This window comes from Paraburkholderia sp. BCC1886 (assembly GCF_900996245.1).
GTDB lineage: Bacteria > Pseudomonadota > Gammaproteobacteria > Burkholderiales > Burkholderiaceae > Paraburkholderia.
Genome location: NZ_CAAJGK010000063.1, coordinates 452,055 through 477,667 on the forward strand (window position 1 = coordinate 452,055; position 25,613 = coordinate 477,667).

Genomic DNA, 25,613 nt, shown 5'->3' on the forward strand with positions numbered 1-25,613 from the left:
GCTTAACCGTAGTGACGTGAGCGCTCAAGGTCATAGCTGATGCACGAAAGACCGGATACCGCCCAGCATCATTTCGACTGAAATCGCCACCAGCACGAGGCCCATCAGCCGCTCGAACGCCATCATCGCGCGCTCGCCAAGCCATTTCTGAATCCGCTCCGAAAGCATCAGCACGATCGCGCAGACCACCATCGTGACGGTGAGCGCGCCGATCCATTCCAGCATCTTGCCCGGCGCCTGCGACGTCAGCAGCATCACCGTGGCCAGCGCCGACGGGCCGGCCAGCGCGGGAATCGCCAGCGGCACGATGAGCGGCTCGCCGCCGCGCACGTCGCCGCCGAACGGACCGTCCGGATGCGGGAACACCATGCGCAGCGCGATAAGAAACAGTACGATGCCGCCGCCGATCCGCAATGACTGGTCGGTGAGACTCATCATCCGCAGAAAGCGGTCGCCGAGCACCATGAAGACCAGCAGGATCGCGAACGCGATCGCCACCTCGCGGAGGATGACGATCGTGCGACGTTCGGGTGACACGCCCCGCAGGCAACCGATGAAAATCGGAATGTTGCCGAGCGGGTCGGTGATGAGGATCAGCAGGACGGTTGCGGAGAGGAACGTGTATTCCACCGTCCGCTCCCGTTAGCGCGCCAGCGCGGCGCGAACTTTGCCGATGACCGTTTGCGCGGCGTCGTCCACCGGCAGCAGCGTGGCTTCGGCGTCGCGACGGCCTTGATACTCCAGCTTGCCGTCTTTCAGACCACGATCGCCGATCACCAGACGATGCGGCACGCCGATCAGCTCCCAGTCGGCGAACATCACGCCGGGGCGCTCGCCGCGGTCGTCGAGAATCACGTCGACGCCCGCTTCCACCAGTTGCGCGTACAGCTTGTCCGCCTGCTCGCGCACGGCTTCGCTACGGTCGTAACCCATCGGGCACAGCACGACTTCGAACGGCGCGATCGACTCCGGCCAGATGATGCCCTTGTCGTCGAAGTTCTGTTCGATGGCCGCGCCCAGAATGCGCGTGACGCCGATGCCGTAGCAGCCCATTTCCATCGGCTGCGGCTTGCCGGTTTCGTCGAGGCACGTGGCGTTCATCGCTTCCGAATACTTGGTGCCGAGCTGGAAGACGTGGCCGACTTCGATACCGCGGCAAATGTCGATCACGCCCTTGCCGTCCGGCGACGGATCGCCCTTCTTCACGTTGCGGATGTCGGCAACTAGCGGCTCGGGCAGATCGCGCCCCCAGTTCACACCGGTGATGTGGAAGTCCACTTCGTTCGCGCCGACCACGAAGTCGCTCATGTTCGCGACCGTGCGATCGGCCACGACCTTGACCGGCTGCTTCGTGTCGATCGGGCCGAGGTAGCCGGGCGGCGTACCGAAGGTCTCGACGATTTCGGCTTCGGTCGCCATGCGGAATTCAGCCAGGCCGGGCAGCTTGCTTGCCTTGATTTCGTTCAGCTCGTGATCGCCACGCAGCATCAGCAACCAGATGGTCGGCGCGGCGCCTTCGTTCTCGGTCGCGACGATGATCGACTTGATGGTGCGTTCGAGCGGGATGTTCAGCAACTCGGCCACCGCTTCGCACTTCGCCTTGCCGGGCGTGGCGGTCTTCTTCATGTCTTCGGTAGGCGCTGCGCGCTCGGCGTAGAGCGGCAACGCTTCCGCCGCTTCGACGTTGGCGGCGAACTCCGAAGTCGGGCAATAGGCGATGGCGTCTTCGCCCGTATCGGCGATCACGTGAAACTCGTGCGAGCCGCTGCCGCCGATCGAGCCGTTGTCCGCCGCGACCGCGCGGAAGTCGAGACCGAGGCGCGTGAAGATGCGCACGTACGCGTCGTACATCTTTCGATACGACTCGCGCAGGCCTTCGATGTCCTTGTCGAACGAGTACGCGTCTTTCATGATGAATTCGCGGCCGCGCATCACGCCGAAACGCGGGCGGATTTCATCGCGGAATTTGGTCTGCACCTGGTAGAAATTCACCGGCAACTGACGATAGCTTTTGATCTGATTGCGGGCGATGTCCGTGACGACTTCTTCGTGAGTCGGTCCGATCACGAAATCCGATTGCTTGCGATCCTTGAAGCGCAGCAACTCGGGACCGTATTTGACCCAGCGCCCCGACTCCTGCCACAACTCGGCCGGCTGTACCGCCGGCATCAACAGTTCGATTGCCCCTGCCCGGTTCATTTCTTCACGCACGATGGCTTCCACCTTGCGGATCGAACGCAGGCCGACCGGCAGGTAGTTATAGATACCGCCTGCCACGCGACGGATCATGCCCGCGCGCACCATGAGTTTGTGGCTGACGATCTCGGCGTCGGCGGGCGCTTCTTTCAGCGTGCCGATAAAGAAACGGGAAGCTTTCATTCAGATTTTCCAAAAGCGGCGGCTCCGGAGGGACCGCCCGAAAGAAGACAAGGTAGGAATCAACTCAGATTCATCACGCTGGACGGATGCGCCGGCTGGCTGGCGACGCAAAGCTTGACGCTGCCGCGCAATGCTGTCCACACGAGGGGCAAGAATCGGAAAGAGTGACAGGCTACCGCAAACACGGCCCGTTTGCGGCGAATCGTTCCAATCTGGTGCGAATCGGTGCGGTGGGCTCGTTATCTGTTTATAATCAAAGCAATTTTAAAGGATTCGAAGGTGGTTGTATGCTGGATCGTGAAGGCTTTCGCCCGAACGTCGGCATCATCCTCTTGAACGCGCACAACGAGGTGTTTTGGGGCAAGCGGCTCCGTGAACATTCCTGGCAGTTTCCGCAAGGGGGCATCAAGTACGGAGAGACCCCCGTGCAAGCGATGTATCGGGAGTTACACGAAGAAACCGGCCTGCTGCCTGAGCACGTCAAGGTCATCGGTCGCACGCGCGACTGGTTGCGTTACGAGGTGCCTGACAAGTTCATCAAGCGCGAGGTACGCGGTCATTACCGCGGCCAGAAACAAATCTGGTTCTTGCTCCGGATGGTTGGACGCGACTGCGACATCTGCTTGCGCGCCACCGATCACCCTGAGTTCGATGCATGGCGTTGGAACGAGTACTGGGTGCCGCTCGACTGTGTGATCGAGTTCAAGCGGGATGTGTATCAGTTGGCGCTGACGGAGTTGTCCCGTTTCATGCGTCGTGCTGCGCCGCGTACGGAAAAACCCGCTGGGCATCATGGGCCGCGTTATCCCCGGATAGCAACGTCCATGGAAAGCCCGCCGGATTCCACGGTGATGACGGTGACGTCGGTAACCTCGGTGACGTCGGTTCGCATCGAGACATCGGTTCGAACCACGATCGTGTCCGATTGCGGGCCCGGTTCCGCATCGTCAAGCCGACCCGGCGCCGAAGCCGATCCCGCTTCGGACCACGACGACGATTCGGCAAACGAAACCGCCGGCTCGCTGTATCGCCCGGGCATGCGCAATTAACACTCTGTGCGGCTGTTCTTGCCGCCTCCCTCTGACGTGGCTCTTCGAGCCACGTCAGCGTTTCGAGGAAATCATATTGAAAGCACTTGCACTCGTCGTGGCGTGTGTCGCCACCGGCGCCCTGCTGGCTGGTTGTTCGAGCGCCGGCAAACCTACCAACAAAGACGACAGCGCGTTCACCTACCTGCTGGACCGCAAAGGCAACTGGACGGAAAACGCGGTCGACACGCTGCCGCCACTGCCGCAAGACGCCAACCTGCTACCTTTCGATGTCTCCGGCAATACGCCGCTGCATTTCGCGATCGATCGCAACTCGCTGTCGGTGGGCTCGGATGGCGTGGTTCGGTACACGGTGGTCGTCACCAGCCCGAGCGGCGCGCGCAATGTGAACTATGAAGGGATTCGCTGCGACACGTACGAGTGGCGCCTGTACGCGGGCTTGAACGCCGATCACGACGGTTGGGACCGGACGGTGGAAAACGGCTTCACGCGAATCGAGGACGGTGCGTTGAACGCTTACCACTCGGCGCTGTATCAGGACTATATGTGCGCGAACAAGATGCCCACGGGTAGCGCGAAACAGATGCTGGAAAACATCCGCTACAAGCGCACCGCGACGTCAGGGGTTCATTAAGACTGATGTCGTAAGAAAAAACGCCGTTCCGGCTGACGATGCTGATCAGTTCCGTGACGGCGTTTTTTCGTCTGGATACCCCGTTGTTTTATCGGGAAATCGGGCAATCAGACGAGCACGAGATTGTCGCGATGAATCAGTTCCGGCTCCAGCATGTAGCCGAGCACCGATTCGATATCGCCACTCGGACGCCGCTGGATCCGCTTCGTCTCCGCGCTGCTGTAATTCGTCAGGCCGCGCGCGACTTCCCGTCCCGCTACGCTCAGACAGGCAATCACCTCACCTCGCGCGAACGCACCTTGCACGCCGACGATGCCAATCGGCAGCAAGCTCTTGCCGCCGTCGGTGAGTTTCTCGACCGCGCCGTCGTCGATCACCACGTGGCCACGTACCTGCAGGTGGTCGGCCATCCACTGCTTGCGCGCGGCCATCCGGGCGGTGCGTGCGATCAGTTGCGTGCCGATCGCTTCGCCCGAAGCCAGCCGCGACAGCACGTCCGCTTCACGGCCGCTCGCAATGACCGTATTGGCGCCACTGTGCGCGGCACGCTTGGCGGCGAGAATTTTGGTCAGCATGCCACCGCGACCCAGACTCGAACCCGCGCCGCCAGCCATGGCTTCGAGCTCCAAAGCGCCGGCGTCGGCCTGCTGGACCAGTGTGGCGTTCGGGTCCTTGCGGGGATCGGCGGTGAACAGCCCCTGCTGATCGGTGAGGATGACGAGCGCGTCGCCTTCGATCAGATTCGCCACGAGCGCGCCGAGCGTGTCGTTGTCGCCGAACTTGATTTCGTCGGTAACGACCGTGTCGTTCTCGTTGATGATGGGCACGACACCCAGTCGCAGCAGCGTGAGCAGCGTGGAGCGCGCATTCAGATAGCGCTCGCGGTCGGCCAGATCGGCGTGGGTCAGCAGAATCTGTGCGGTCTGAATGGAATGCTCGGCAAAGCGGCTTTCATAGACTTGCGCCAAACCCATCTGACCGACGGCGGCGGCCGCCTGCAACTCGTCGATTTCGCGTGGCCGCCTGGTCCAGCCGAGCCGCTGCATTCCTTCGGCGATGGCGCCTGAACTCACCAGCACCACTTCCTTGCCCTGCGCTCGCAGAGCGGCAATCTGCGCGGCCCAGCGGCCGATTGCGGCATGATCGAGGCCGCGTCCGTCATTTGTGACGAGGCTCGAACCGACTTTCACTACCAATCGCCGTGAATCTGCGATGACGGAACGCATGGTGCACGGTCTCCCAAGATGAGGCGTGATACACGCCGGTCGCACAGAAGCGCCGGCGCTCGAGCTTTTTATTCTTGCGGATCGACGGACTCGTCCGCTGCGGCGGGCGCTTCAGGCGTTTGCGGCTTTTCGCGGAACCGGACGTCGGCGGCGAGATCTTCCGCTTCCGCCTGGCGCTGCGCGTCGGAATGCGCAGCGATGTGATCGAACACCGCGTAGCAAAGGTTCTCGCAACCCTGACCGGTCAACGCGGAGATTTCGAACACCGGGCCCTCCCAGCCAAAGCCTTCGAGGAAAGCCGAGACGCGCGCTTCGCGTTCGTCTTCCGGCACCATGTCGAGCTTGTTGAGCACAAGCCAGCGCGTTTTTTCGAACAGCAGCTCGTCGTATTTGCGGAGTTCGTTGACGATCGCCTTGGCTTCCGCGACAGGGTCCACCGCGTCGTCGAACGGTGCGAGGTCGACGATATGAAGCAGCAGGCCGGTACGCTGCAGGTGACGCAGGAACTGATGCCCCAGCCCCGCACCTTCCGCCGCGCCTTCGATCAGACCAGGAATGTCTGCGATAACGAAGCTGCGGCTCGGGCCGACGCGCACGACGCCGAGATTCGGCGCGAGCGTGGTGAACGGGTAATCCGCGATCTTCGGCTTCGCGTTGGACACCGACGCGATAAAAGTCGACTTGCCCGCGTTCGGCATGCCGAGCAGACCGACGTCCGCCAGCACTTTGAGTTCGAGGCGCACCATACGGCGCTCGCCCGGCTTGCCGTCGGTCTTCTGACGCGGCGCGCGATTCGTGCTGGACTTGAAATGCAGGTTGCCGAGCCCGCCCGCACCGCCTTGGGCGATCTGCACACTCTGGTTGTGCTCGGTCAGGTCGGCGATGAGTTCGCCGGTTTCCATGTCGGTAATGGTCGTACCGACCGGCATGCGCAGCGTAATGTCGTCGCCGCCCTTGCCGTAGCAATCGGCGCCGCGGCCGTTTTCGCCGTTGCGCGCCAGATGCTTCTTCGCGTAGCGGTAGTCGATCAGCGTATTGATGTTGCGGTCTGCTACCGCAATTACGCTGCCGCCCCGGCCGCCGTCGCCGCCATCCGGGCCGCCGAACGGAACGAATTTCTCGCGGCGCATCGACGCGCTGCCATCCCCTCCGTCGCCGGCGATGACTTCAATCCTCGCTTCGTCAATGAACTTCATGCGTAACTCCGTCCCGTGGTGTGCTGCCAGATGATGCTGCTGATTTAATGCTCTCGGATGCCGCTATTTTGCCGTGCTCGCCGCGCGTCGATCAATCGGCCGAATGGCATAGGACGCGGCGGCACGCAGCCGGGTTTGTTCCCGGAAACCTGCGCAAACCCAATACTCGCCCGGCGAAAATCGCCGGAATAAAAAAAGCCCCGCTAACTTCGCGGGGCCTTCTTCCGGTCCTGAAGCCCGTGTCTGATTAAACTCAGACTGCTGCCGGGACGACGTTGACCATGTGCTTCTTCGCTGCGCCCTTCGTCGAGAAATTGACGTGGCCGTCCGTCAGCGCGAACAAGGTGTGGTCCTTGCCGATACCGACGTTTTCGCCCGGGTGCATGCGCGTGCCACGTTGACGAACAATGATGCCGCCAGCGTTGATGGCCTGACCGCCGTAAACCTTCACGCCGAGGCGCTTCGATTCAGAGTCGCGGCCGTTCCGGGACGATCCGCCTGCCTTTTTGTGTGCCATTTGATTTGCTCCTTAACCGTGCGCTTACGCGTTGATAGCGTCGATGCGCAATTCGGTGTAGTTCTGGCGGTGGCCGCCATGCTTCTGGTAGTGCTTCCGGCGACGCATCTTGAAGATGGTCACTTTCTTGTGACGACCTTGCGACACGACGGTAGCCTTGACGGAAGCCCCACCGACCAGTGGCGTACCGAACTTAATCGATTCGCCTTCGCCTACTGCGAGAACCTGGTCGAGCGTGATTTCAGCGTCAATGTCTGCCGGTATCTGTTCTACTTTAAGTTTTTCGCCGACGGCAACTTTATACTGCTTGCCACCGGTTTTTATGACCGCGTACATTGAAAACCTCACTCTGTGTTCATTCGTTTTTCATTTTCCCCACGCACCGCGCGCGGAAACCCGTGATTATACATAGAGTTAGCTGCACGGTCAAAACTCATTCAATGCTGCTTCGCACTGCCCGGCGGTCGGCCCCGCGGGTCTGACGAGCGCCGCGGCGACCGCCGCCATTACGCCAAGCCGCAGCCAACGCCCCGGAACGGTCGCGATACCCCTTATAATTCGCGGCACTACCCAATTCAGCCACCATGTCGTCGACCGCCACTACTTCCTCCAACGCCGCCAGCCTGCTCGCTCCGATCGCCGAAGACATGCAGCAGGTGAACCGTGTCATCCGGCACCGTCTGGCGTCCGACGTAATGCTGATCAACCAGATTTCCGAGTACATCATCAGTGCCGGCGGCAAGCGGCTGCGCCCCGCGCTGCTCCTGCTCGTGGCCGGCGCGCTCGGGGAAACCACCGGTCACCGCCATGAACTGGCGGCGGTCGTCGAGTTCATCCACACGGCGACCTTGCTGCACGACGACGTAGTCGACGAATCGGATCTGCGGCGCGGCCGGCAAACAGCCAATGCGCTGTTCGGTAACGCGGCGAGTGTACTGGTAGGCGACTTCCTGTATTCGCGCTCGTTCCAGATGATGGTGGGCGTCGGCAAAATGCGGGTGATGGAAATCCTTTCGGAGGCGACCAACATCATCTCCGAAGGCGAAGTCCTGCAGTTGCTGAACATGCACGACGCCGACGTGGACGAAGCGCGCTACATGCAGGTAATCCGCTACAAGACAGCCAAGCTGTTCGAAGCCGCCGCGCAACTCGGCGCGGTGCTGGCCGGCTCGGATGCCAGGACCGAAGCAGCGGCGGCGGAATTCGGGCGGCGCATCGGCACCTCGTTCCAGATCATGGACGACTGGCTCGATTACACGGGCACGGCCGAATCAATGGGCAAGAACGCCGGCGACGATCTTCGCGAAGGCAAACCCACGCTTCCGCTCATCTATTTAATAGAGCGCGGCACGCCCGAGCAGTCGGCGCTCGCTCGCGAAGCAATCGAACAGGGCGGCACCGACCGTTTCGACACGATCTTCGAAGCAATCACGAGCTCTGGCGCGCTGGATCACACGCTCGAATGCGCGAAACAGGAAGCGCAGGCTGCAGCAGCAGCGATTTCTTCATTTCCCGATTCCATTTTCAAAGATAGCCTGCTAGAATTATGTTCTTACTCGACGGCAAGGCAGTCTTAAACGAGACTAAATTACCGAATCAGTCCAAATCGAGCACAGCATTTCTCGCAGTACACATCGGGGTGTAGCTTAGCCTGGTAGAGCGCTACGTTCGGGACGTAGAGGCCGGAGGTTCGAATCCTCTCACCCCGACCAGATTCTCCTTGTTGATTCAAGGCTCAAAAAACCGCCCAGCTTGCTCGGCGGTTTTTTGTTTTCCAGCTTGAAACTGTCAGCCCGCCGAAGTCGCGTCACAACGTCCTACCCCAGCGCGTCCGCCCTTTCGTCCGATGGGACGCCGCATCCCCTCTGCTATATTCTCTCCATCCTTTTCCCTACCCTCAGCGCGCGTGGAACAACTTCCCTTATGGGCGCAGATTGGCGCCGTAGTTCTCCTGCTCATCTGCTCCAGCTTTTTCTCGATTTCCGAAACCGCCATGATGGCGATCAACCGCCATCGGCTGAAACATCTGGCCAGTCAGAATGCCCTTGGCGCGAAGACCACTCAAGGCCTGCTTGCCCACACCGACCAACTGCTGAGCGTCGTACTGATCGGCAACAATCTGTTCAACACGATCATCCCGGTGCTCACCACCTCCATCGCGCTGCATACGTTCGGGCGTAACAATGTAGTGCTGTCGATCGCCACGGGCATCGTCGCGTTCCTTATTATCGTGTTCGCGGAAATCACGCCGAAAATCGTCGGCGCGACTTTTCCGGAGAAAATTGCGCTGCCCGCCAGCCTGCTGATCGCGCCGATGATGCGCGTGGCCCGCCCGCTCGTCTGGTTCGTCAACCTGTTCGCGAACGCCATCTTGCGGGTGCTGCATATCAACACTAAAGGCGCGCGTGATCAGCGCCTGTCCACGGAAGAGTTGCGCAGCATCGTGCTCGAGTCCGGCAGTTTCATGCCGACGAAGCACCGCAGCATTCTGCTCAACCTGTTCGACCTCGAAAACATTTCCGTCGACGACGTGATGATTCCGCGCCGCCGCATCGAAGCCCTCGACTTCGATGCGCCGTTCGAGCAGATCCTGCATCAACTCGAAACCTGCTATCACAACAAGCTGATCGTCTATCAAGGTGACATCGACCGCGTACTGGGCGTGCTGCACGTACGCAAAACGCTGGCCGCCCTGCACAACCAGGAACTGGAGCGCGAAACGCTGCGCGAATTGCTGGCGGAACCGTATTTCGTGCCGACCGGCACACCCGTGTTCCAGCAACTCCAGTATTTCCAGGAGAGCCGCCACCGCACCGCGCTGGTGGTGAACGAATACGGCGAACTCCAGGGGCTCGTCACGCCGGAAGACATCATCGAAGAGCTGATCGGCGAATTCACGACGTCGATTCCGCGTAGTGCCAATTCGCGCGGCGGCTGGAACGAGAGCGGCGAGTGCATCGTCGCGGGCAGCATGCCGCTGCGCGAACTGAACCGCTGGCTACAACTGACACTCCCAACCGACGGCCCGAAAACACTCAACGGTCTGATCCTCGAAATTCTCGAAGACATCCCCGACGGCGACGTTTGCGTGCAGATAGGCGAGATCAAACTCGAAGTGATGCGCAGCGACGATCAGGCCATCCGCACCGTCAAACTGTTCCAGCCGCCGCGCCCGAAGAGCGGCAAATCCTTGCTGAGCTAACCGGCTTTCGGCTGCGGACAAAGCATCGCACAGGCCAGGGACGCGCGCCATTAGCCGAATGGCCGAGTGGCGCTGAGCCCAGTCAATGTCCGAAGATGGCGTCGTCGTGTTTACGAGGCGGCTCATCACCGGACTTTCATGCAAGCGTCTTCCCCACTCGCCGCCGCGCCGCGGCCCATCGTTTTCGATCGCGAAAGCGCGCCTCAGTCCGCCAGGGCGCCACACGCGCCCCACGCGCCTCAAGCGCCTCAAGCGCCTAAAACAACCCCGTTCAACGCTGACCCTCCGCCGGCTCTCGCCGACTCCGATAACGTCCCCGCCGTCCGTCTGCTCACGGAGACGTTGCAGGAAGCGACGCGACGGAACGCGTCGGACCTGCATATCGAACCGGCCGAGCACGGCTGGCGCATACGCTTGCGGATCGACGGCGTGTTGCATGCCATCGCCACGCCGCCCGCGCATCTGCGCGACGCGTTCATCACCCGGGTCAAGGTGCTGGCGCGCCTCGACATTGCCGAGCGGCGCGTGCCGCAGGACGGCCGGTTGCGCATCGCCACGTCCCCCGGCCGCGTGGAAGACTATCGTGTCAACTCGCTGCCGACGCTGTTCGGCGAAAAGCTGGTGTTGCGCAGACTCGACGCGCTGCCGGCCGATCTTTCGCTCGACTCGCTCGGACTCGACGCCCGCCAACGCAATACCGTCGATGCCGCGATCCGCGCGCCCCATGGGCTCGTGCTGGTCACGGGCCCGACAGGCAGCGGCAAAACGCTGTCGCTGTATTGCTTCCTGAATCTGCTCAACGGTGAAGCGCGTAATCTCTGTTCGGTCGAAGATCCTGCCGAGATCCAGCTTGCCGGTATCAATCAGGTGAGCGTGCGCGAGAAAGCCGGGCTGACATTTGCGGTCGCATTACGCGCCTTTCTTCGGCAGGACCCGGACGTGATCATGGTCGGCGAAATTCGCGACGAGGAAACCGCCGACGTCGCGGTAAAGGCCGCTCAAACCGGGCACCTCGTGCTCTCGACGCTGCACACGAACGACGCGCCCGCCGCCATTGCACGCCTGCTGGATATCGGCGTCGAGCCGTACAACCTCGCGGCAGCGTTACGCATGGTGACGGCGCAGCGACTGGTGCGGCGGCTCTGCATGGCGTGCCGCGCGCCTGCACACGAATCCGCGAAGGCACTCGAGGCGGCGGGCTTCAGCCGCGATCTCGCGACCGGGAGCCCCGCAGACTGGCAGCCGTTTGCCGCGACCGGATGCGCCGCATGCCACGGCATCGGTTACCGCGGGCGGGTCGGCGTTCATCAGGTGATGCCTGTCTCGGACGCGATGCGCGAACTGATCGTGACCCGCGCGGGCACGCACGAACTGGCAAGACTCGCACAGGCCGAACAGGTGACGACCTTGCGCGACGCTGCGTTGGCGCGCGTGCGTGACGGCACCACCAGCCTCGCCGAAGCCCTTGCCGCCACCGAGGTCGCATGAGCGCTGCCCTCCCAATGCAAGCCACGTCGCGCGTGCCGCCGCTGTCGAGCGAAACGCGTTTCCGCTGGCGCGGCGTCGACAGCTCCGGCGCTCACAAACAGGGTGCGCTGATCGCGCCCGACCCCGGCACCGCGCGCGCGATCCTCAAACGCGACAATCTGTTCGTCGTGGAATTGAAAGCGCATGGTCCGGCGCCGCGCGCCAAAGCCACGGCCGCGGACGTTTCACGCTTCACCCGACAGTTGGCAAGCCTGCTGCGCGCCGGCTTGCCGCTCGCGCCGGCGCTCGAACTGCTTGGTCAGGCGCAGAGTTCGCGTCCACAAGGCATGCCGCGAATCGCCAGTGCCGTTGCTCGCGACATCACCGGCGGCCTGCGGTTTTCTGCGGCTTTGCAGCGGCATCCGGCGCAGTTCAGCGCGCTTTACTGTCAGCTCGTCGAAGTCGGTGAGGCCGCGGGCGCACTGGCGACAGTGTTGGCCCGCATCGCCGAAGATCGCGAGCGGGCGGCCGCGCAACGCGGCAGAGTCCGCGCAGCGCTCACTTATCCGGTCGCCATTCTGTTGCTCGCCCTCGTGATTACGGCGGCATTGCTCGTCTGGGTAGTCCCGACTTTCAAGCAGATTTTCGACGGCTTCGGTGCCGCGCTGCCCGCGCCGACGCAGTTCGTGCTGGCGCTGTCGTCCGCTGCCGCGCGCTGGAGCATACCGTTGCTCGCCCTGCTCTTCGCAACGTTCTCGGCGATGATATTTCTGCTACGCAAATCGGAATCGGCGCGCATCCGGTTTGCGCGCTTATCGCTGACAATGCCCATCGCGGGTCCGTTGTTGCGCACCTTGTGCGCGGCGCGCTGGAGTCGCGCGCTCGGCACGCTGCTGTCTGCCGGCACACCGCTCGCCGATGCTTTCGATTCGCTCACGCATGCCACCGGCAACGCGTTTTTCGACCGTGCCACCGTCGAGATCGGCGCGCGTCTGAAGCGCGGCGAACGACTCGCCGCAGCCATGCGCGCCGCCCGCTGTTTCGCGCCCGAGGTCGTGCAACCGGTCGCGGTCGCCGAGGAATCGGGCGCGCTCGACGCGATGCTGATCGACGTGGCCTCGCTCGCCGATCGTCAGGTCGACGAGCGTATCGGCACGCTGTCGAGCCTATGCGAACCGCTCGTCATCATCGTGCTGGGTGGGCTGGTCGGCGGACTCGTCATCGCCATGTATCTTCCCATCATTCAACTCGGTAACGTGGTGTAGCATCGCAGCCGACTCCGCCCTTTTATCCATGCAGGCTTCTTTTCCACTCGTGTCAGATACTTCTTCCAGTCCGCTGTCCGTCGTCCCGTCGGGCCTGCTGTCCGGTCACTTCGCCGCCGACCTCGGTCTCGCGTTCGGCAGTCTGCCCGCCGGTCTGCAGATCGCGTTCGTGATCGTGTTCGGACTCGTGATCGGCAGTTTCCTGAACGTGGTCGTGCATCGCGTGCCGATCATGCTCGAACGTGCGTGGCGCGAAGACCTTCGCGACCTGCACGAGGAACACAGGGAGCACGGGCTACACGGGGAACACGGGCAACACGACGCACTCGAAGCCGCCGACGCAAACAACGACCCAGTGGAAGAAGACACCCTTCCCGCGCGCTACAACCTGTGGGTGCCGCGCAGCGCCTGTCCTCATTGCGGCCACGTTCTGTCCGCCTGGGAAAATGTGCCGGTGTTGAGCTACGTGCTGCTACGCGGGCGTTGCTCGGCCTGCAAGGCTCCCATCGGCGCGCGCTATCCGCTTATCGAACTCGCCAGCGCGGCCTTTGCCGTCGAGGCACTCGTCTCGTTCGGCCCGACCCCGATGGCGCTCGCCGCGTTCGGCTTATGCGCGGCCTTGCTCGCGATGAGCGCGATCGACATCGACACTCACCTGCTGCCCGACTCGATGACACTGCCTTTGCTGTGGGCCGGTCTTATCGTCAACTTCGACGGTATGTTCGCGAGCAGCCTGCAGGACGCCGTGCTCGGCGCGATCTTCGGCTACCTCGTGTTGTGGGCCGTGCACTGGGTATTCCGTCTGGTCCGCGGTATCGAAGGCATGGGTTATGGCGACTTCAAACTGCTCGCCGCGCTAGGGGCCTGGCTCGGCTGGGCCGCCCTGCCGCAGATCGTGCTGATCGCGGCGGTGACCGGCGCGCTGGTCGGACTCGCGGCCACCTGGCGCGGCCGGATGCGCTTCGAAGAACCGCTGCCTTTCGGTCCTTTTCTCGCGGCTGGCGGCGCTGTTACCCTCTTTCTCGGCACACCCCTCTATCTGGCTTTGGGAGGCTGAAGCATGTTCGTTGTGGGATTAACCGGCGGCATCGGCAGCGGCAAATCGACCGTCGCCGACCTGTTCGCCGCGCACGGTGTTCCGCTCGTCGACGCGGACCTGATCGCGCACAGCATCACCGCTCCGGGCGGCCCGGCCATGCCGCTAATCGAAGCGGAGTTCGGCGCGCAATTCGTCGCCCCCGACGGCTCGCTCGACCGTGCCCGCATGCGCGCGCTCGTATTCAGCGACGACAGCGCGCGCGCCCGGCTCGAAGGCATCACCCATCCGCTAATCCGCGCCGAGACCTCCCGCGCTCAACGCGAAGCACGAGGACCGTATGTCATCGTAGTCGTACCGCTGCTGGTCGAATCCGGTAACTGGAAGCAGCGCTTTGGCCGCGTCCTCACCGTCGATTGCAGCGTGGAAACGCAAATCGCGCGCGTCATGCGGCGCAACGGTTTTAGCCGCGAGCAGGTGTTGGCGATCATCGCCCGTCAGGCCACCCGCGAAGCGCGTCTTGCCGCGGCCGACGACGTTATCGACAACGACAACGACGACGACAACGACAACGCGTCGCTCGACACACTGAAGTCGGCAGTCGACACGCAGCATCGGACCTACCTGTCGCTGGCAGCGGCAGCAACCTGAGCCCGCGCTTTTCGCGCGGTTTCGCAGCCGGTTGAACTTTGTCGGACCACGCGAGCCGAACCACGCAGAAACCGCTCGAAACGCGTGAAAAAAACGCCAAACCAGTGCTTAAAAAGTGCGTGATTGCTAGGGTAGTCTCCCCGCATTAGAATGTTCTGCATTCCTGTCACCGACCACGCCCGAGGCGAGCCCGCTTGATCCTTTACGAGTATCCCTTCAACGAGCGAATCCGGACGCTATTGCGCCTCGAAGACCTGTTCGAGCGCTTCACGTTTTTCCTGACTCAGGAAGACGCCAGGGAACATCACGTCGCGCTGACCACCTTATTTGAAATCACCGAGGTGGCGGGACGCGCAGATCTGAAGTCCGATCTGATGAAGGAACTCGAGCGGCAACGGCAAACGCTGGCGCCGTTTCGCGGCAATCCGGGTATCGAGCAGGACGCGCTGGAAGCGGTGCTCGGCGAGATCGAGCAAACGCTCGCAGGTCTGTCGCAAATGCAGGGCAAAACCGGCCAGCATCTCGCCGAGAACGAATGGCTCGCCAGCATTCGCAGCCGCGCCATCATTCCTGGCGGCACCTGCAAATTCGACCTGCCTTCTTATTACGCGTGGCAACAACTCCACCCCGACCAGCGTCGTCAGGACATCGCCAAGTGGGTCACCCCGCTGCTTCCGCTGCGCGACGCGGCCACCATCGTGCTGCGGCTCGCGCGCGAATCCGGTCAGGCGTCCAAGGTCATGGCCATGCAGGGCAGCTACCAGCAAATGCTGTCCGGCCGCTCGTATCAGTTGATGCAGGTGCGCGTGGCGCCCGAATTGCGGGTGATTCCCGAAGCCAGTGCCAACAAGTACATGTTGTGGGTTCGCTTCACGGTGCAGGACGGCGATCTGCGTCCGCGCGCGGTCGATGTCGACGTACCGTTCCAACTCACGCTGTGTAGCCTGTAACGCCAGGCTGCTGAAATCCGAAACATAGGGCCGCGCCTTTAAAGCGGCGAAAAATGCCCCTATATTCGATCCTTGTTCCGTTTTGCGATTGACTGCCTGACCGTATGCCTACCGTCGTCAAATGCCCCACTTGCGGAAAAGATGTCCGCTGGTCCCCCGAAAACCGCTTTCGGCCGTTCTGCTCCGAGCGTTGCAAGCAGATCGACCTCGGTGCGTGGGCCACGGAAAAATACAAGATCGGCGGGACCGATCAGGAAGCGTCGTCGGACGAGACGCCCGACGACGGTTACAACCCGCACTGAGCGTCCGCTTCAGTGCTCCTCGGCCGCGAGCCATTCCAGCACGGGAATAGTCGCCGGCAGCAACGGTGAGACATCCGCCGGCAACGCCTGCCAGACGAACGCCTGGCCTTCACGCCCGTGCGGCTCGCCGCTCCACTGAGTCACCTTGCAGAAGAACAGCCGCACATAAGCATGCGGATAGTCGTGTTCGAGCGTGTGCCACAAATGACTTGCCTCGACCGTAATGCCGAGTTCCTCGTGCAACTCGCGGGCGAGCGCCGCTTCCACCGATTCGCCCGGCTCCAGCTTGCCGCCCGGAAATTCCCAGTAGCCCTCGTAGGGCTTGCCGGCCGGCCGCTGCGCCAGCAGATAGCGCCCGTCCGGCTGAATCAGCACGCCGACGGCCACTTCGGTCACCTTGCGGCCGGCCGCGTTTTTTTCCGCATCGGTCATGGCGCGCCTCAGGCCGGTGCTTTGCGGCCGGACCAGTCGCGCGCGAATTGCCACGCCACCCGTCCCGAGCGCGAGCCGCGTTCCAGCGCCCACACCAACGCATCGCCGCGAGCCGCTTCGACCTCGGCGTCGTCGCAGCCGAAATGCCGCAGCCAGTGAGCGATGATCGACAGGTAATCGTCCTGCTTGAACGGATAGAAGCTCACCCACAGCCCGAAGCGCTCGGACAGGGAGATCTTTTCTTCGATCACTTCGCCCGGATGGATTTCGCCGTCCGACGTGTGCTTGTACGTCTCGTTGTCGCTCATGTATTCGGGCAACAGATGACGGCGATTCGACGTCGCGTAGATCAGCACGTTGTCGGACTGCGCGGCGACCGAGCCGTCGAGCGCGACTTTCAGCGCCTTGTAACCGGATTCGCCGTCTTCGAACGAGAGGTCGTCGCAGAACACCACGAAGCGCTCCGGCCGTTGCGAGATCAGGTCGACGATATCGCCGAGATCGTGCAGGTCGTCCTTGTCCACTTCGATCAGACGCAGACCGTCTTTGGCGTACGCGTTCAGGCAGGCCTTGATGAGCGACGACTTGCCGGTGCCGCGCGCGCCCGTCAGCAGCACGTTGTTGGCCGGCTGCTTATGTACGAACTGGCGCGTGTTCTGTTCGATCAGGCCCTTCTGACGATCGATGTTCTGCAGGTCGTCGAGCTGAATGTCGGAGATGGCCGGCACCGGTTGCAGATAGCCGCGCCCCTGGCGCTTGCGCCAGCGAAAGGCGACTGCAGCCGACCAGTCGATCTCGGGCGCCGCGGGCGGCAACATCGCTTCGAGGCGAACGAGCACGGCTTCGGCGCGGGTCAGAAACTGTTCGAGTTTGTCCATGGTGATGAAAAGCGGCGAAGCGCCGCATAAAGAACCTGGTTACGAACGATAGTCGGCGTTGATGCTCACGTAATCGTGCGACAGATCGCAAGTCCAGATCGTGGCTTGCGCAGTGCCGCGGCCGAGTACGACGCGAATGCCGATCTCGCTCTTTTTCATGACGCGCTGGCCGTCTTCTTCGCGATAGGCCGGATTGCGGCCGCCGGCGGTGGCGACCAGCACGTCGTCCAGATACAGATCGATCTTGCCGACGTCGAGATCGTCGATACCGGCATAGCCGATGGCCGCGAGAATGCGGCCGAGATTCGGGTCCGATGCGTAGAACGCGGTCTTCACGAGCGGCGAGTGGCCGATCGCGTACGCGATCTGCCGGCACTCGCCGATGCTCGAGCCGCCTTCGACATGGACCGTCATGAATTTGGTCGCGCCTTCGCCGTCACGCACGATCAGTTGCGCGAGCGTTTGGGCGACTTCCGTCACGGCGTCGCGCAGCGCGACATACGCCGGCGAATCGGTCGAGGTGATGGCCGGCAGGCTCGACTTGCCCGACGCGATCAGGATGAACGAGTCGTTGGTCGAGGTATCGCCATCGATCGTGATGCAGTTGAACGAGCGGTCGGCCACGTGCTTGACCAGCGCGTCGAGTACCGGTTGCGCGACGGCCGCGTCGAACGCGAGGAAGCCGAGCATGGTCGCCATGTTCGGCTTGATCATGCCGGCGCCCTTGCTGATGCCGGTGAACGAAACCGTGTGGCCGTCGATCGTGACCTGACGCGAGGTGGCCTTCGGCAAGGTATCCGTGGTCATGATCGCCTGCGCGGCGTCGAACCAGTTGGATTCCTTGCGGTTCGCCAATGCAGCCGGCAAGCCGGCCGTCAGACGATCCACCGGCAACGGTTCGAGAATCACGCCCGTCGAAAACGGGAGCACCTGTTCCGGCGCGATGTCGGCGAGGCGCGCCAGTTCGACGCAGGTCGCGCGCGCCGCCGCGAGGCCCGGCTCGCCGGTGCCCGCGTTGGCGTTGCCGGTGTTGATCACCAGCGCGCGAATCGGTTTGCCGCCGGCGCGCACGCGCTCGAGGTTCTCGCGGCATACCGTCACGGGCGCGGCGCAAAAGCGGTTCTGCGTGAACACGCCGCCGACCGTCGCGTTTTCATCGATGGAAATGACCAGCACGTCCTTGCGGTTCGGTTTGCGGATATTCGCCTCGGCCCAGCCCAGCGTCACGCCGGCAATGGGATGGAGTTGAGCGGGATCGATCGAAGGGAAATTGACAGCCATGGTCGCGACCTGTCGAAGAAAATGCCGGCAGGCGCCGGCATTGAGGAGACGAAAACTGGTGATCCGGCCAGGTTGCCGGAGCACCGCGGAATTCAACGCTAAATCGGAGCAGAAGGCGACGCGGCGCGCGTGACGCGCGCCGCCTCCCGCTTTATACGATCTTGCCGTGACACTGTTTGTACTTCTTGCCGCTGCCGCACGGGCACGGGTCGTTACGTCCGACCTTCGGCACGTTGTCCATGGTGACGTTGGGCGCAACCGTCTGTTGCAGCGTGCCGGTGCTCATGGCTTCGCCGATCATCGCGGCCGTCGCGGCTTCTGCGGCAACCGGCGCTGCCGCCGCGGCTTCCGCCAGTTCGGCATGGCGGAACTCCACGTTGTCGACAAGCGAACCACCTTGCTCTTCGATCTGCTCCACCGCTTGTTCCAGTTGCTCCGGCGACTGGATCTGCACGTTCATGACCACGCGGGTGACTTCGAGCTTTACGGCGTCGAGCATTGCAGCGAACAGTTCGAACGCTTCGCGCTTGTATTCCTGCTTCGGGTTCTTCTGCGCATAGCCACGCAGGTGAATGCCCTGGCGCAGATGGTCGAGCGCGGCCAGATGTTCGCGCCAGCTACGGTCCAGCGTCTGCAGCATGATCGAGCGTTCGAAACCGCTGAACGACTCGCGGCCGACCAGTTCGACCTTGGCTTCGTACGCTTCGTCCGCCGCAGCTTCCACCGCTTCGAGAATTTCGTCCGAGCTGATCGAGTTGGACTCGTTGATCATTTCCTGGATGGCGAGGTCGAGCTGCCACTCGTTGCGCAGCAGTTCTTCCAGTTCCGGCACCGACCATTGTTCTTCGATGCTGCCGGCCGGCACGAACTGATGCACGAGGTCGGCAATCACGCCATGACGCATCGCGCCGATGGTCTCGGTAATGTCATTCGCTTCCAGCAGTTCGTTGCGCTGCTGGTAGATGACCTTACGCTGATCGTTCGAGACGTCGTCGTATTCGAGGAGCTGCTTGCGCACGTCGAAGTTGCGCGCTTCCACCTTGCGCTGCGCCGACTCGATGGAGCGGGACACGATGCCCGCTTCGATCGCCTCGCCTTCCGGCATCTTCAGGCGGTCCATGATCGCGCGCACGCGGTCGCCGGCGAAAATGCGCAACAGCGGATCTTCCAGCGACAGATAGAAACGCGACGAACCCGGGTCGCCCTGACGGCCGGCACGGCCGCGCAGCTGATTGTCGATACGGCGCGATTCGTGACGCTCGGTGCCGATGATATGCAAGCCGCCCGCGGCTTTCACCTGATCGTGCAGCGCCTGCCATTCGTCGTGCAGTTTCTGGATGCGGGTTTGCTTCTCCGCGTCGGACAACGTTTCGTCCAGTTCGATGAACGACGCCTGCTTTTCGGCATTGCCGCCGAGCACGATGTCGGTACCGCGACCGGCCATGTTGGTGGCGATCGTCACGCGCTTCGGACGTCCGGCTTCGGCGACGATTTCCGCTTCACGCGCGTGCTGCTTGGCGTTCAGCACTTCGTGCGGCAGGCCGGCCTGCTTGAGCAGATGCGACAGCAACTCGGAGTTTTCGATCGACGTCGTGCCGACCAGCACCGGCTGACCGCGCTCGTAACAATCGCGAATGTCGCGGATGACCGCGTCGTAACGCTCCTTGGCGGTCTTGTAGATCTGGTCCTGCTTGTCGATCCGCTTCGGCTGACGGTTGGTCGGAATGACGACCGTTTCGAGACCGTAGATCTCGTTGAATTCGTAGGCTTCGGTGTCGGCCGTGCCGGTCATGCCGGACAGCTTCGCGTACATGCGGAAGTAGTTCTGGAACGTGATGGACGCGAGCGTCTGGTTCTCGCTCTGAATCTTCACGTGTTCCTTGGCCTCGACGGCCTGGTGCAGGCCGTCCGACCAGCGGCGGCCCGACATCAGGCGGCCGGTGAATTCGTCGACGATCACCACGTCCCCGTTCTGAACCACGTAATGCTGGTCCTTGAAGAACAGCGTGTGTGCGCGCAATGCGGCGTACACGTGGTGCATCAGCGTGATGTTTTGCGGCGCGTAGAGGCTTTCGCCTTCGGCAATCAGGCCCCACTCGGCGAGCAGACGCTCGGCTTTCTCGTGGCCCGATTCCGTCAGGAACACCTGACGGCCTTTCTCGTCCAGCGTGTAGTCGCCCGGCTTCTCGACGCCGGTACCGTCGGCCTTCTCTTCGCCGATCTGGCGTTCGAGCAGTGGCGGCAGCGCGTTCATGCGCACGTAGAGTTCGGTGTGATCTTCGGCCTGACCGGAGATGATGAGCGGCGTGCGGGCTTCGTCGATGAGAATCGAGTCGACCTCGTCGACCACCGCGAAATTCAGGGCTCGCTGCACGCGCGACTCTGTCTCGTAGACCATGTTGTCGCGCAGATAGTCGAAGCCGAATTCGTTGTTGGTGCCGTAGGTGATGTCGGCTGCGTAAGCTTCCTGCTTCGCGCCGTGATCCATTTGCGACAGATTGATACCGACCGACAGACCCAGGAAGTTGTACAGGCGCGCCATCCATTCGGCGTCGCGTTGGGCCAGGTAGTCGTTGACGGTGACGACGTGGACGCCGCGGCCGGACAGCGCATTGAGATAAACCGGCAGCGTCGCGACGAGCGTCTTGCCCTCGCCCGTACGCATTTCGCCGATCTTGCCGAAGTGCAGCACCATGCCGCCGATGAGCTGGACGTCGAAGTGGCGCATCTTGAGCACCCGCTTGCTGGCTTCGCGGCAGACCGCGAAGGCTTCCGGCAGGAGTTTGTCGAGCGACTCGCCACTGGCCACCCGCTGGCGGAATTCATCCGTCTTGGCTCGCAGTTGATCGTCCGTCAATTGCTCGATCTGCGGTTCGAGCGCATTGATCGCCGCGACGGTCTTTTGATATTGCTTGACTAGCCGCTGGTTGCGGCTGCCAAAAATCTTTTGTAGAAAACCGGTGGTCATCGGATCGGTGTCTGCGTCGCGGCTTCGGCTGGTTCGCGGCGTGCAGTGCATGCACGTGCGCTCCCGGGTCGGAAGGGCCTCGGCGGCTTAGTCCAAGAGTGAATTCGAATCGCGCATTTTAGCACGCGCCCTTGCCCGCGCCTGTGACGGCGCCGCGATGAAGGCCAGCCTCGGGAGGCTTGCCGCAGCGCCCTTTAACGGTGTCGGGCGAGGCAGGGTGGCGGGCATGCCGCGCGGTACAATCGCGGCGTCGACGCACATGGGGTGCGCCCACGCCCTTAAGTCCACACATGAGCCGTATTCCGTCCTTTTCAAGGCCGCCGCCCAAGCAGTTCAATGCGCGCCGTCCGCAGCCGCTCGCCGAAGTGCTGCGCCGCACGGACGCGTTTGCCGCGCTGCGCGCGGGCGTCGAGCAGATCGCGGCGCTCGAAAAGGACTTGCGCGAGTTGCTGCCCGATTACCTTGCGACCAGCGTGGAGCCGAGCTTCATCAAGGAAGGCGTGCTGGCGCTGTTCGCTGCGCACAATGCTCTGGCGGCGCGCTTGCGGCATCTCGAGCCGCGGCTGTTATCCGACTTGCAGCAGCGCGGCTGGCCGGTGAATGCGCTGCGCATTCGCGTGCGCCCGCAGCCGCTCAAGGAGGCGCCGCCGGTCAAGCAGGCGCGCATGACGCCGGTCGGTGCCAACGCGCTGCAGGCGTTGAGCGAATCGCTCGCGCCGTCGCCGCTGCAGGAAGCCTTGGCGAAAATGGCGGCGCGGCATCGGAGAAATCGCTGAGTCGATTCTGAAGAAAGCGTTTCACCAACGAATAAGCGGCCCAATGGGCCGCTTATTTTTCGTCGCTAACTTCGGAAATTTCCGAAGAAGGAAACGCTGCTACCTTCAGGCAAACGCCGTCTGCGTCTCGAATGCGAAGCCGCGCGGCGCCTTTTGCGTATCGTCGAAGGTGACGATTTCATACGCGTCTTCGTGAGCCAGCAACTCGCGCAACAGCAGGTTGTTCAGTCCGTGACCCGACTTGTAGGCCGTGTACGACGCCAGCAGCGGATGACCCACCACGTATAGATCGCCGATCGCGTCGAGCATCTTGTGCTTCACGAATTCGTCGTCGTAACGCAGGCCGTCGTTGTTCAGAATGCGGTATTCGTCCAGCGCGATCGCGTTGTCGAGACTTGCGCCGCGGGCAAGGCCCAACTCACGCAGCATCTCGACTTCATGCGCGTAACCGAAGGTGCGCGCCCGCGCGATATCGCGAATGTACGAGGTATTGGCGAAGTCCACTTCCAGCGCCTGACCGGTCTTGTCGACCGCGGGATGACGGAAGTCGATGGTGAACTTCAGCTTGAAACCGAAAAACGGATCGAGACGGGCAAACTTGTCGCCGTCGACAATCTCAACCGGCTTGATGACCTTGATGAACTTCTTCGGCGCGTTCTGCTGCTCGACGCCGACCGATTGAATCAGAAACACGAAAGTGGACGCGCTGCCGTCCATGATGGGAATTTCTTCAGCGGTGACATCCACGTACATATTGTCGATGCCGAGACCGGCGCAGGCGGACATCAGATGTTCGATGGTGGAAACACGGACGCCGTCCTTCTGCAAAACGGACGCGAGGCGAGTGTCGCCGATCGACATGGTGTTCGCGGGAATTTCCACCGGCGTGGGCAAATCCACGCGGGTGAAGACAATGCCGGTATCGGGACCCGCCGGGCGAAGCGTCAGTTCGACTTTTCGCCCCGAGTGCACGCCGATGCCGACAGTCTTGACGATCGATTTGATAGTGCGCTGCTTCAACATGGTGATCTTCTATTCGATTGAAAATCCCAATCGGGACTTTTTATTCCATAGCGCGCATTGTACTCCAAAGGCCTTCGGAGCGTCGTTACACGGTACGTATCAATCTGTTTCCGGGCGTTACCCAGATGGCTCCGCAGCCATCCAACAACAGGACAACATCAGGAAAGCGTGACGGGCCGATGTCCGGAACGGAGGCGTTTCCGGTCATCGGCCCGCGTAACGGCCTGTCACAAAAGCGTCTTGCTTGCCGTTGCCTCGACACGACACGCTACAAGCGCGGTTCGAAGCGAAGGCGCGAGACGCCGTGACTAGCTCAACGTGGCGAGAATACTAGCTGCATCGCTGACTTCGAATTTGCCGGCAGCCTCGACGTTCAACGTCTTGACCACGCCGTCGTCGACCACCATCGCGTAGCGCTGGGAACGGATTCCCATGCCGCGCGCCGACAAATCCTGCTCCAGACCGAGCGCCCGCGTAAAAGCCGCACTACCGTCCGCCATCATGCGCACCTTGCCCGAGGCGTGCTGATCGCGTCCCCACGCGCCCATTACGAACGCGTCGTTGACGGACACACACCAGATCTCGTCGATCCCAAGCGCGCGCAACTGCTCGGCGTGCTCGACGTAACCCGGTACGTGTTTGGCCGAACAGGTCGGCGTGAACGCGCCAGGCAATCCGAAGATCACCACGCGCTTGCCCACCGTCTGTTCGCGCACGTCGAAGCTGTTCGGCCCCAACGTGCAACCCGCCCGCTCGTCTTCGATGAACTCGAAGAGCGTCGCGTCGGGTAGCTTTTCACCTGCCTGAATCATGCTCAATCCTTTGCATCGATGCGAACCAGACCCGCACGCTGTCGTGTCGGGGTGAATGAAAGTGTCGCCCTGCCCTCGGGCGCCGCCTTGCAACGACAACCGCGACCACCGCCCCATCCGCGCTTCGCGAATCCGAAGGGGGCACCTGTCCGCGCCGCGGATCTCACGATACGCGACCTGTTTGCCGTTCACCCGCCACGCTCGTGCATCCGTCCGCCAACGCTGCTGTGTTCGACCACTCGCAGCGCGGCAACGAAAGCCTGCCCGCGCTTAGTCCGCCTGCTTGCGCAGGAACGCCGGAATGTCGTACGTGTCGACGCCTTTTTCCTGCAGCGCCTGCACATGCGAAGCCGCGGTGTCGCGCGAGGTGCGCCACACCGCCGGCGTATCCAGCGCGCCGTAATCGGCCGTGCTCGCGTGCGACGACGACGGTGCGTACGTTGCGTGCTGCGTGCTGATCGGCTGATTGTCGGTACCCGTGCGCAGCAGCGTCATCGGTGCCGATTGCTGCTTCTTCGCCGCACGGCCCAGACCCGTTGCCACCACCGTCACGCGCAGGGCGTCGCCCATTGCGTCGTCGTACACCGCACCGAAGATCACCGTCGCGTCTTCCGCGGCGTAGCTCTTGATGGTGTTCATCACTTCACGCGTTTCGGACAGACGCAGCGAACGGCTCGACGTGATGTTGACCAGCACGCCACGCGCACCCGACAGGTCCACGCCTTCCAGCAGCGGGCTGGCCACGGCCTGCTCGGCGGCCAGACGCGCGCGATCGACACCGGCGACCGTCGCCGTGCCCATCATCGCCTTGCCCTGCTCGCCCATCACCGTTTTCACGTCTTCGAAGTCGACGTTCACCAGACCGTCGACGTTGATGATTTCCGCGATACCGGCCACAGCGTTGTTCAGAACGTCGTCGGCGCACTGGAAGCACTTGTCCATCTCGGCGTCATCGCCCATCACCTCGAACAGCTTGTCGTTCAGAACGACGATCAGCGAGTCGACGTGATCCTCCAGTTGCTGCGAGCCTGCTTCTGCCACGCGCATGCGCTTGCCGCCTTCGAATTCGAACGGCTTGCTGACCACGCCGACGGTCAGGATACCCATTTCCTTGGCGATCTGCGCGACCACCGGCGCTGCGCCCGTGCCCGTGCCGCCGCCCATGCCGGCGGTAATGAACACCATGTGCGCGCCGCGCAGTGCGTCGGAAATCCGTTCACGCGCTTCTTCGGCCGCAGCACGGCCCATTTCCGGCTTGGCGCCTGCGCCCAGACCCGTATTGCCGAGCTGGATCACCGCGGTGGCGCGCGAGCGCGATAGAGCCTGCGCGTCCGTGTTCATCACGATGAAGTCGACGCCTTGCACGCCCTTGTTGATCATGTGCTGCACGGCATTGCCGCCAGCGCCGCCTACTCCGACCACCTTGATGATGGTGCCGTTCGTTTCGGTTTCCAGCATCTGGAATTCCATTGTTGCCTCCGTCAAGATAAAAAATGACCGCCACTTCGGCCGTTATTCAACGGGAGATCGGGCAACCTCCCATCGCGCGCCAGCCGCCGGCACCAGCGC

24 protein-coding genes and 1 tRNA gene are annotated in these 25,613 nt (G+C 62.5%); 12 read left to right on the forward strand and 13 right to left on the reverse strand.

Annotation, left to right across the window (positions count from 1 at the left end; translation table 11 throughout):
• Positions 1-30: 30 nt before the first annotated feature.
• Both FQ746_RS24305 and FQ746_RS24310 read right to left on the reverse strand, forming a co-directional pair.
• Positions 31-630 (reverse strand): MarC family protein, encoded by a 600-nt coding sequence (locus FQ746_RS24305; RefSeq protein ID WP_144112170.1) that lies wholly within the window; start codon positions 628-630, stop codon positions 31-33.
• A 12-nt stretch (positions 631-642) separates the two neighbouring features.
• Positions 643-2,379 (reverse strand): proline--tRNA ligase, encoded by a 1,737-nt coding sequence (locus tag FQ746_RS24310; protein WP_144112172.1) that lies wholly within the window; start codon positions 2,377-2,379, stop codon positions 643-645.
• Positions 2,380-2,666: 287 nt separating this feature from the next.
• On the opposite strand from FQ746_RS24310, the gene FQ746_RS24315 reads away from it, so the two are divergent.
• Together FQ746_RS24315 and FQ746_RS24320 are read left to right on the forward strand one after the other, a co-directional pair.
• A complete protein-coding gene (locus FQ746_RS24315; RefSeq protein ID WP_144112281.1) occupies positions 2,667-3,428 on the forward strand; it encodes an RNA pyrophosphohydrolase in 762 nt (253 codons plus the stop codon).
• A gap of 76 nt (positions 3,429-3,504) precedes the next feature.
• Positions 3,505-4,062: a CNP1-like family protein gene (locus FQ746_RS24320; protein WP_144112174.1), complete on the forward strand. Its 558-nt coding sequence runs from the start codon at positions 3,505-3,507 to the stop codon at positions 4,060-4,062.
• Between the two features lie 107 nt (positions 4,063-4,169).
• Here FQ746_RS24320 and proB read toward each other — a convergent pair whose 3' ends face one another.
• The 4 genes from proB to rplU form a co-directional block, all read right to left on the reverse strand.
• Positions 4,170-5,288 (reverse strand): glutamate 5-kinase, encoded by a 1,119-nt coding sequence (gene proB, locus FQ746_RS24325; protein WP_144112176.1) that lies wholly within the window; start codon positions 5,286-5,288, stop codon positions 4,170-4,172.
• A gap of 68 nt (positions 5,289-5,356) precedes the next feature.
• Positions 5,357-6,484 carry an Obg family GTPase CgtA gene (cgtA, locus tag FQ746_RS24330; RefSeq protein ID WP_144112178.1) on the reverse strand — a complete coding sequence of 376 codons (1,128 nt, stop codon included), beginning with the start codon at positions 6,482-6,484 and terminating at the stop codon, positions 5,357-5,359.
• Positions 6,485-6,737: 253 nt separating this feature from the next.
• Complete coding sequence (gene rpmA / locus FQ746_RS24335; protein WP_007180330.1) at positions 6,738-7,001, reverse strand: 50S ribosomal protein L27; 264 nt, start codon at positions 6,999-7,001, stop codon at positions 6,738-6,740.
• Between the two features lie 24 nt (positions 7,002-7,025).
• The gene (rplU, locus tag FQ746_RS24340) at positions 7,026-7,337 is read right to left on the reverse strand and encodes a 50S ribosomal protein L21 (protein ID WP_144112180.1); all 312 of its coding nucleotides are present in this window, start codon (positions 7,335-7,337) and stop codon (positions 7,026-7,028) included.
• 248 nt (positions 7,338-7,585) lie between these two features.
• Here rplU and FQ746_RS24345 point away from each other — a divergent pair, with 248 nt between their 5' ends.
• The 9 genes from FQ746_RS24345 (at position 7,586) to yacG (ending at position 15,874) form a co-directional block, all read left to right on the forward strand.
• Entirely contained in the window at positions 7,586-8,578 is a 993-nt protein-coding gene (locus tag FQ746_RS24345) for a polyprenyl synthetase family protein (RefSeq protein WP_144112182.1), read from the forward strand.
• Positions 8,579-8,636: 58 nt separating this feature from the next.
• Positions 8,637-8,713 (forward strand) — tRNA-Pro (locus tag FQ746_RS24350).
• A 194-nt stretch (positions 8,714-8,907) separates the two neighbouring features.
• The gene (locus FQ746_RS24355) at positions 8,908-10,203 is read left to right on the forward strand and encodes an HlyC/CorC family transporter (protein ID WP_144112184.1); all 1,296 of its coding nucleotides are present in this window, start codon (positions 8,908-8,910) and stop codon (positions 10,201-10,203) included.
• A 138-nt stretch (positions 10,204-10,341) separates the two neighbouring features.
• Positions 10,342-11,691 carry a GspE/PulE family protein gene (locus tag FQ746_RS24360; RefSeq protein WP_144112186.1) on the forward strand — a complete coding sequence of 450 codons (1,350 nt, stop codon included), beginning with the start codon at positions 10,342-10,344 and terminating at the stop codon, positions 11,689-11,691.
• A complete protein-coding gene (locus FQ746_RS24365) occupies positions 11,688-12,935 on the forward strand; it encodes a type II secretion system F family protein (protein WP_260854146.1) in 1,248 nt (415 codons plus the stop codon). Before FQ746_RS24360 ends, FQ746_RS24365 begins: the two co-directional genes overlap by 4 nt.
• Before the next feature lie 28 nt (positions 12,936-12,963).
• A complete protein-coding gene (locus FQ746_RS24370) occupies positions 12,964-13,992 on the forward strand; it encodes a prepilin peptidase (RefSeq protein WP_144112188.1) in 1,029 nt (342 codons plus the stop codon).
• A 3-nt stretch (positions 13,993-13,995) separates the two neighbouring features.
• Positions 13,996-14,622: a dephospho-CoA kinase gene (coaE, locus tag FQ746_RS24375; protein ID WP_144112189.1), complete on the forward strand. Its 627-nt coding sequence runs from the start codon at positions 13,996-13,998 to the stop codon at positions 14,620-14,622.
• Between the two features lie 194 nt (positions 14,623-14,816).
• Positions 14,817-15,572 carry a cell division protein ZapD gene (zapD, locus tag FQ746_RS24380; RefSeq protein WP_144112191.1) on the forward strand — a complete coding sequence of 252 codons (756 nt, stop codon included), beginning with the start codon at positions 14,817-14,819 and terminating at the stop codon, positions 15,570-15,572.
• A 104-nt stretch (positions 15,573-15,676) separates the two neighbouring features.
• A complete protein-coding gene (gene yacG / locus FQ746_RS24385; protein ID WP_144112193.1) occupies positions 15,677-15,874 on the forward strand; it encodes a DNA gyrase inhibitor YacG in 198 nt (65 codons plus the stop codon).
• 9 nt (positions 15,875-15,883) lie between these two features.
• On the opposite strand, the gene mutT is transcribed toward yacG, so the two are convergent.
• The 4 genes from mutT to secA all read right to left on the reverse strand — a co-directional run bounded on the left by mutT (position 15,884) and on the right by secA (position 21,433).
• On the reverse strand, positions 15,884-16,306 hold the full coding sequence (gene mutT / locus FQ746_RS24390) for an 8-oxo-dGTP diphosphatase MutT (protein WP_144112195.1): 423 nt from the start codon (positions 16,304-16,306) through the stop codon (positions 15,884-15,886).
• Between the two features lie 8 nt (positions 16,307-16,314).
• On the reverse strand, positions 16,315-17,184 hold the full coding sequence (locus FQ746_RS24395) for an ATP-binding protein (protein WP_144112198.1): 870 nt from the start codon (positions 17,182-17,184) through the stop codon (positions 16,315-16,317).
• A gap of 39 nt (positions 17,185-17,223) precedes the next feature.
• Positions 17,224-18,465: a bifunctional glutamate N-acetyltransferase/amino-acid acetyltransferase ArgJ gene (gene argJ, locus FQ746_RS24400; RefSeq protein ID WP_144112200.1), complete on the reverse strand. Its 1,242-nt coding sequence runs from the start codon at positions 18,463-18,465 to the stop codon at positions 17,224-17,226.
• Positions 18,466-18,616: 151 nt separating this feature from the next.
• Complete coding sequence (secA, locus tag FQ746_RS24405; protein ID WP_144112202.1) at positions 18,617-21,433, reverse strand: preprotein translocase subunit SecA; 2,817 nt, start codon at positions 21,431-21,433, stop codon at positions 18,617-18,619.
• A gap of 290 nt (positions 21,434-21,723) precedes the next feature.
• Between secA and FQ746_RS24410 the strand changes: the two genes are divergently transcribed.
• Complete coding sequence (locus FQ746_RS24410; protein WP_144112204.1) at positions 21,724-22,209, forward strand: DciA family protein; 486 nt, start codon at positions 21,724-21,726, stop codon at positions 22,207-22,209.
• 105 nt (positions 22,210-22,314) lie between these two features.
• Here FQ746_RS24410 and lpxC read toward each other — a convergent pair whose 3' ends face one another.
• The 3 genes from lpxC to ftsZ form a co-directional block, all read right to left on the reverse strand.
• On the reverse strand, positions 22,315-23,232 hold the full coding sequence (gene lpxC, locus FQ746_RS24415) for a UDP-3-O-acyl-N-acetylglucosamine deacetylase (RefSeq protein ID WP_144112206.1): 918 nt from the start codon (positions 23,230-23,232) through the stop codon (positions 22,315-22,317).
• Between the two features lie 308 nt (positions 23,233-23,540).
• On the reverse strand, positions 23,541-24,044 hold the full coding sequence (locus FQ746_RS24420) for a peroxiredoxin (protein ID WP_144112208.1): 504 nt from the start codon (positions 24,042-24,044) through the stop codon (positions 23,541-23,543).
• A gap of 270 nt (positions 24,045-24,314) precedes the next feature.
• Positions 24,315-25,514, reverse strand: coding sequence for a cell division protein FtsZ (gene ftsZ, locus FQ746_RS24425; RefSeq protein ID WP_144112211.1), 1,200 nt, complete (start codon positions 25,512-25,514; stop codon positions 24,315-24,317).
• Between the last annotated feature and the right edge of the window lie 99 nt (positions 25,515-25,613).

Excerpts from the sequence above, each read along its gene's own strand:
- FQ746_RS24310 (WP_144112172.1), bottom strand. The coding sequence starts at position 2,379 with ATGAAAGCTTCCCGTTTCTTTATCGGCACGCTGAAAGAAGCGCCCGCC.
- FQ746_RS24315 (WP_144112281.1), top strand. The coding sequence starts at position 2,667 with ATGCTGGATCGTGAAGGCTTTCGCCCGAACGTCGGCATCATCCTCTTG.
- proB (WP_144112176.1), bottom strand. The coding sequence starts at position 5,288 with ATGCGTTCCGTCATCGCAGATTCACGGCGATTGGTAGTGAAAGTCGGT.
- cgtA (WP_144112178.1), bottom strand. The coding sequence starts at position 6,484 with ATGAAGTTCATTGACGAAGCGAGGATTGAAGTCATCGCCGGCGACGGA.
- rpmA (WP_007180330.1), bottom strand. The coding sequence starts at position 7,001 with ATGGCACACAAAAAGGCAGGCGGATCGTCCCGGAACGGCCGCGACTCT.
- rplU (WP_144112180.1), bottom strand. The coding sequence starts at position 7,337 with ATGTACGCGGTCATAAAAACCGGTGGCAAGCAGTATAAAGTTGCCGTC.
- FQ746_RS24345 (WP_144112182.1), top strand. The coding sequence starts at position 7,586 with ATGTCGTCGACCGCCACTACTTCCTCCAACGCCGCCAGCCTGCTCGCT.
- FQ746_RS24360 (WP_144112186.1), top strand. The coding sequence starts at position 10,342 with ATGCAAGCGTCTTCCCCACTCGCCGCCGCGCCGCGGCCCATCGTTTTC.
- FQ746_RS24365 (WP_260854146.1), top strand. The coding sequence starts at position 11,688 with ATGAGCGCTGCCCTCCCAATGCAAGCCACGTCGCGCGTGCCGCCGCTG.
- FQ746_RS24370 (WP_144112188.1), top strand. The coding sequence starts at position 12,964 with ATGCAGGCTTCTTTTCCACTCGTGTCAGATACTTCTTCCAGTCCGCTG.
- coaE (WP_144112189.1), top strand. The coding sequence starts at position 13,996 with ATGTTCGTTGTGGGATTAACCGGCGGCATCGGCAGCGGCAAATCGACC.
- yacG (WP_144112193.1), top strand. The coding sequence starts at position 15,677 with ATGCCTACCGTCGTCAAATGCCCCACTTGCGGAAAAGATGTCCGCTGG.
- mutT (WP_144112195.1), bottom strand. The coding sequence starts at position 16,306 with ATGACCGATGCGGAAAAAAACGCGGCCGGCCGCAAGGTGACCGAAGTG.
- FQ746_RS24395 (WP_144112198.1), bottom strand. The coding sequence starts at position 17,184 with ATGGACAAACTCGAACAGTTTCTGACCCGCGCCGAAGCCGTGCTCGTT.
- argJ (WP_144112200.1), bottom strand. The coding sequence starts at position 18,465 with ATGGCTGTCAATTTCCCTTCGATCGATCCCGCTCAACTCCATCCCATT.
- secA (WP_144112202.1), bottom strand. The coding sequence starts at position 21,433 with ATGACCACCGGTTTTCTACAAAAGATTTTTGGCAGCCGCAACCAGCGG.
- FQ746_RS24410 (WP_144112204.1), top strand. The coding sequence starts at position 21,724 with ATGAGCCGTATTCCGTCCTTTTCAAGGCCGCCGCCCAAGCAGTTCAAT.
- lpxC (WP_144112206.1), bottom strand. The coding sequence starts at position 23,232 with ATGTTGAAGCAGCGCACTATCAAATCGATCGTCAAGACTGTCGGCATC.
- FQ746_RS24420 (WP_144112208.1), bottom strand. The coding sequence starts at position 24,044 with ATGATTCAGGCAGGTGAAAAGCTACCCGACGCGACGCTCTTCGAGTTC.
- ftsZ (WP_144112211.1), bottom strand. The coding sequence starts at position 25,514 with ATGGAATTCCAGATGCTGGAAACCGAAACGAACGGCACCATCATCAAG.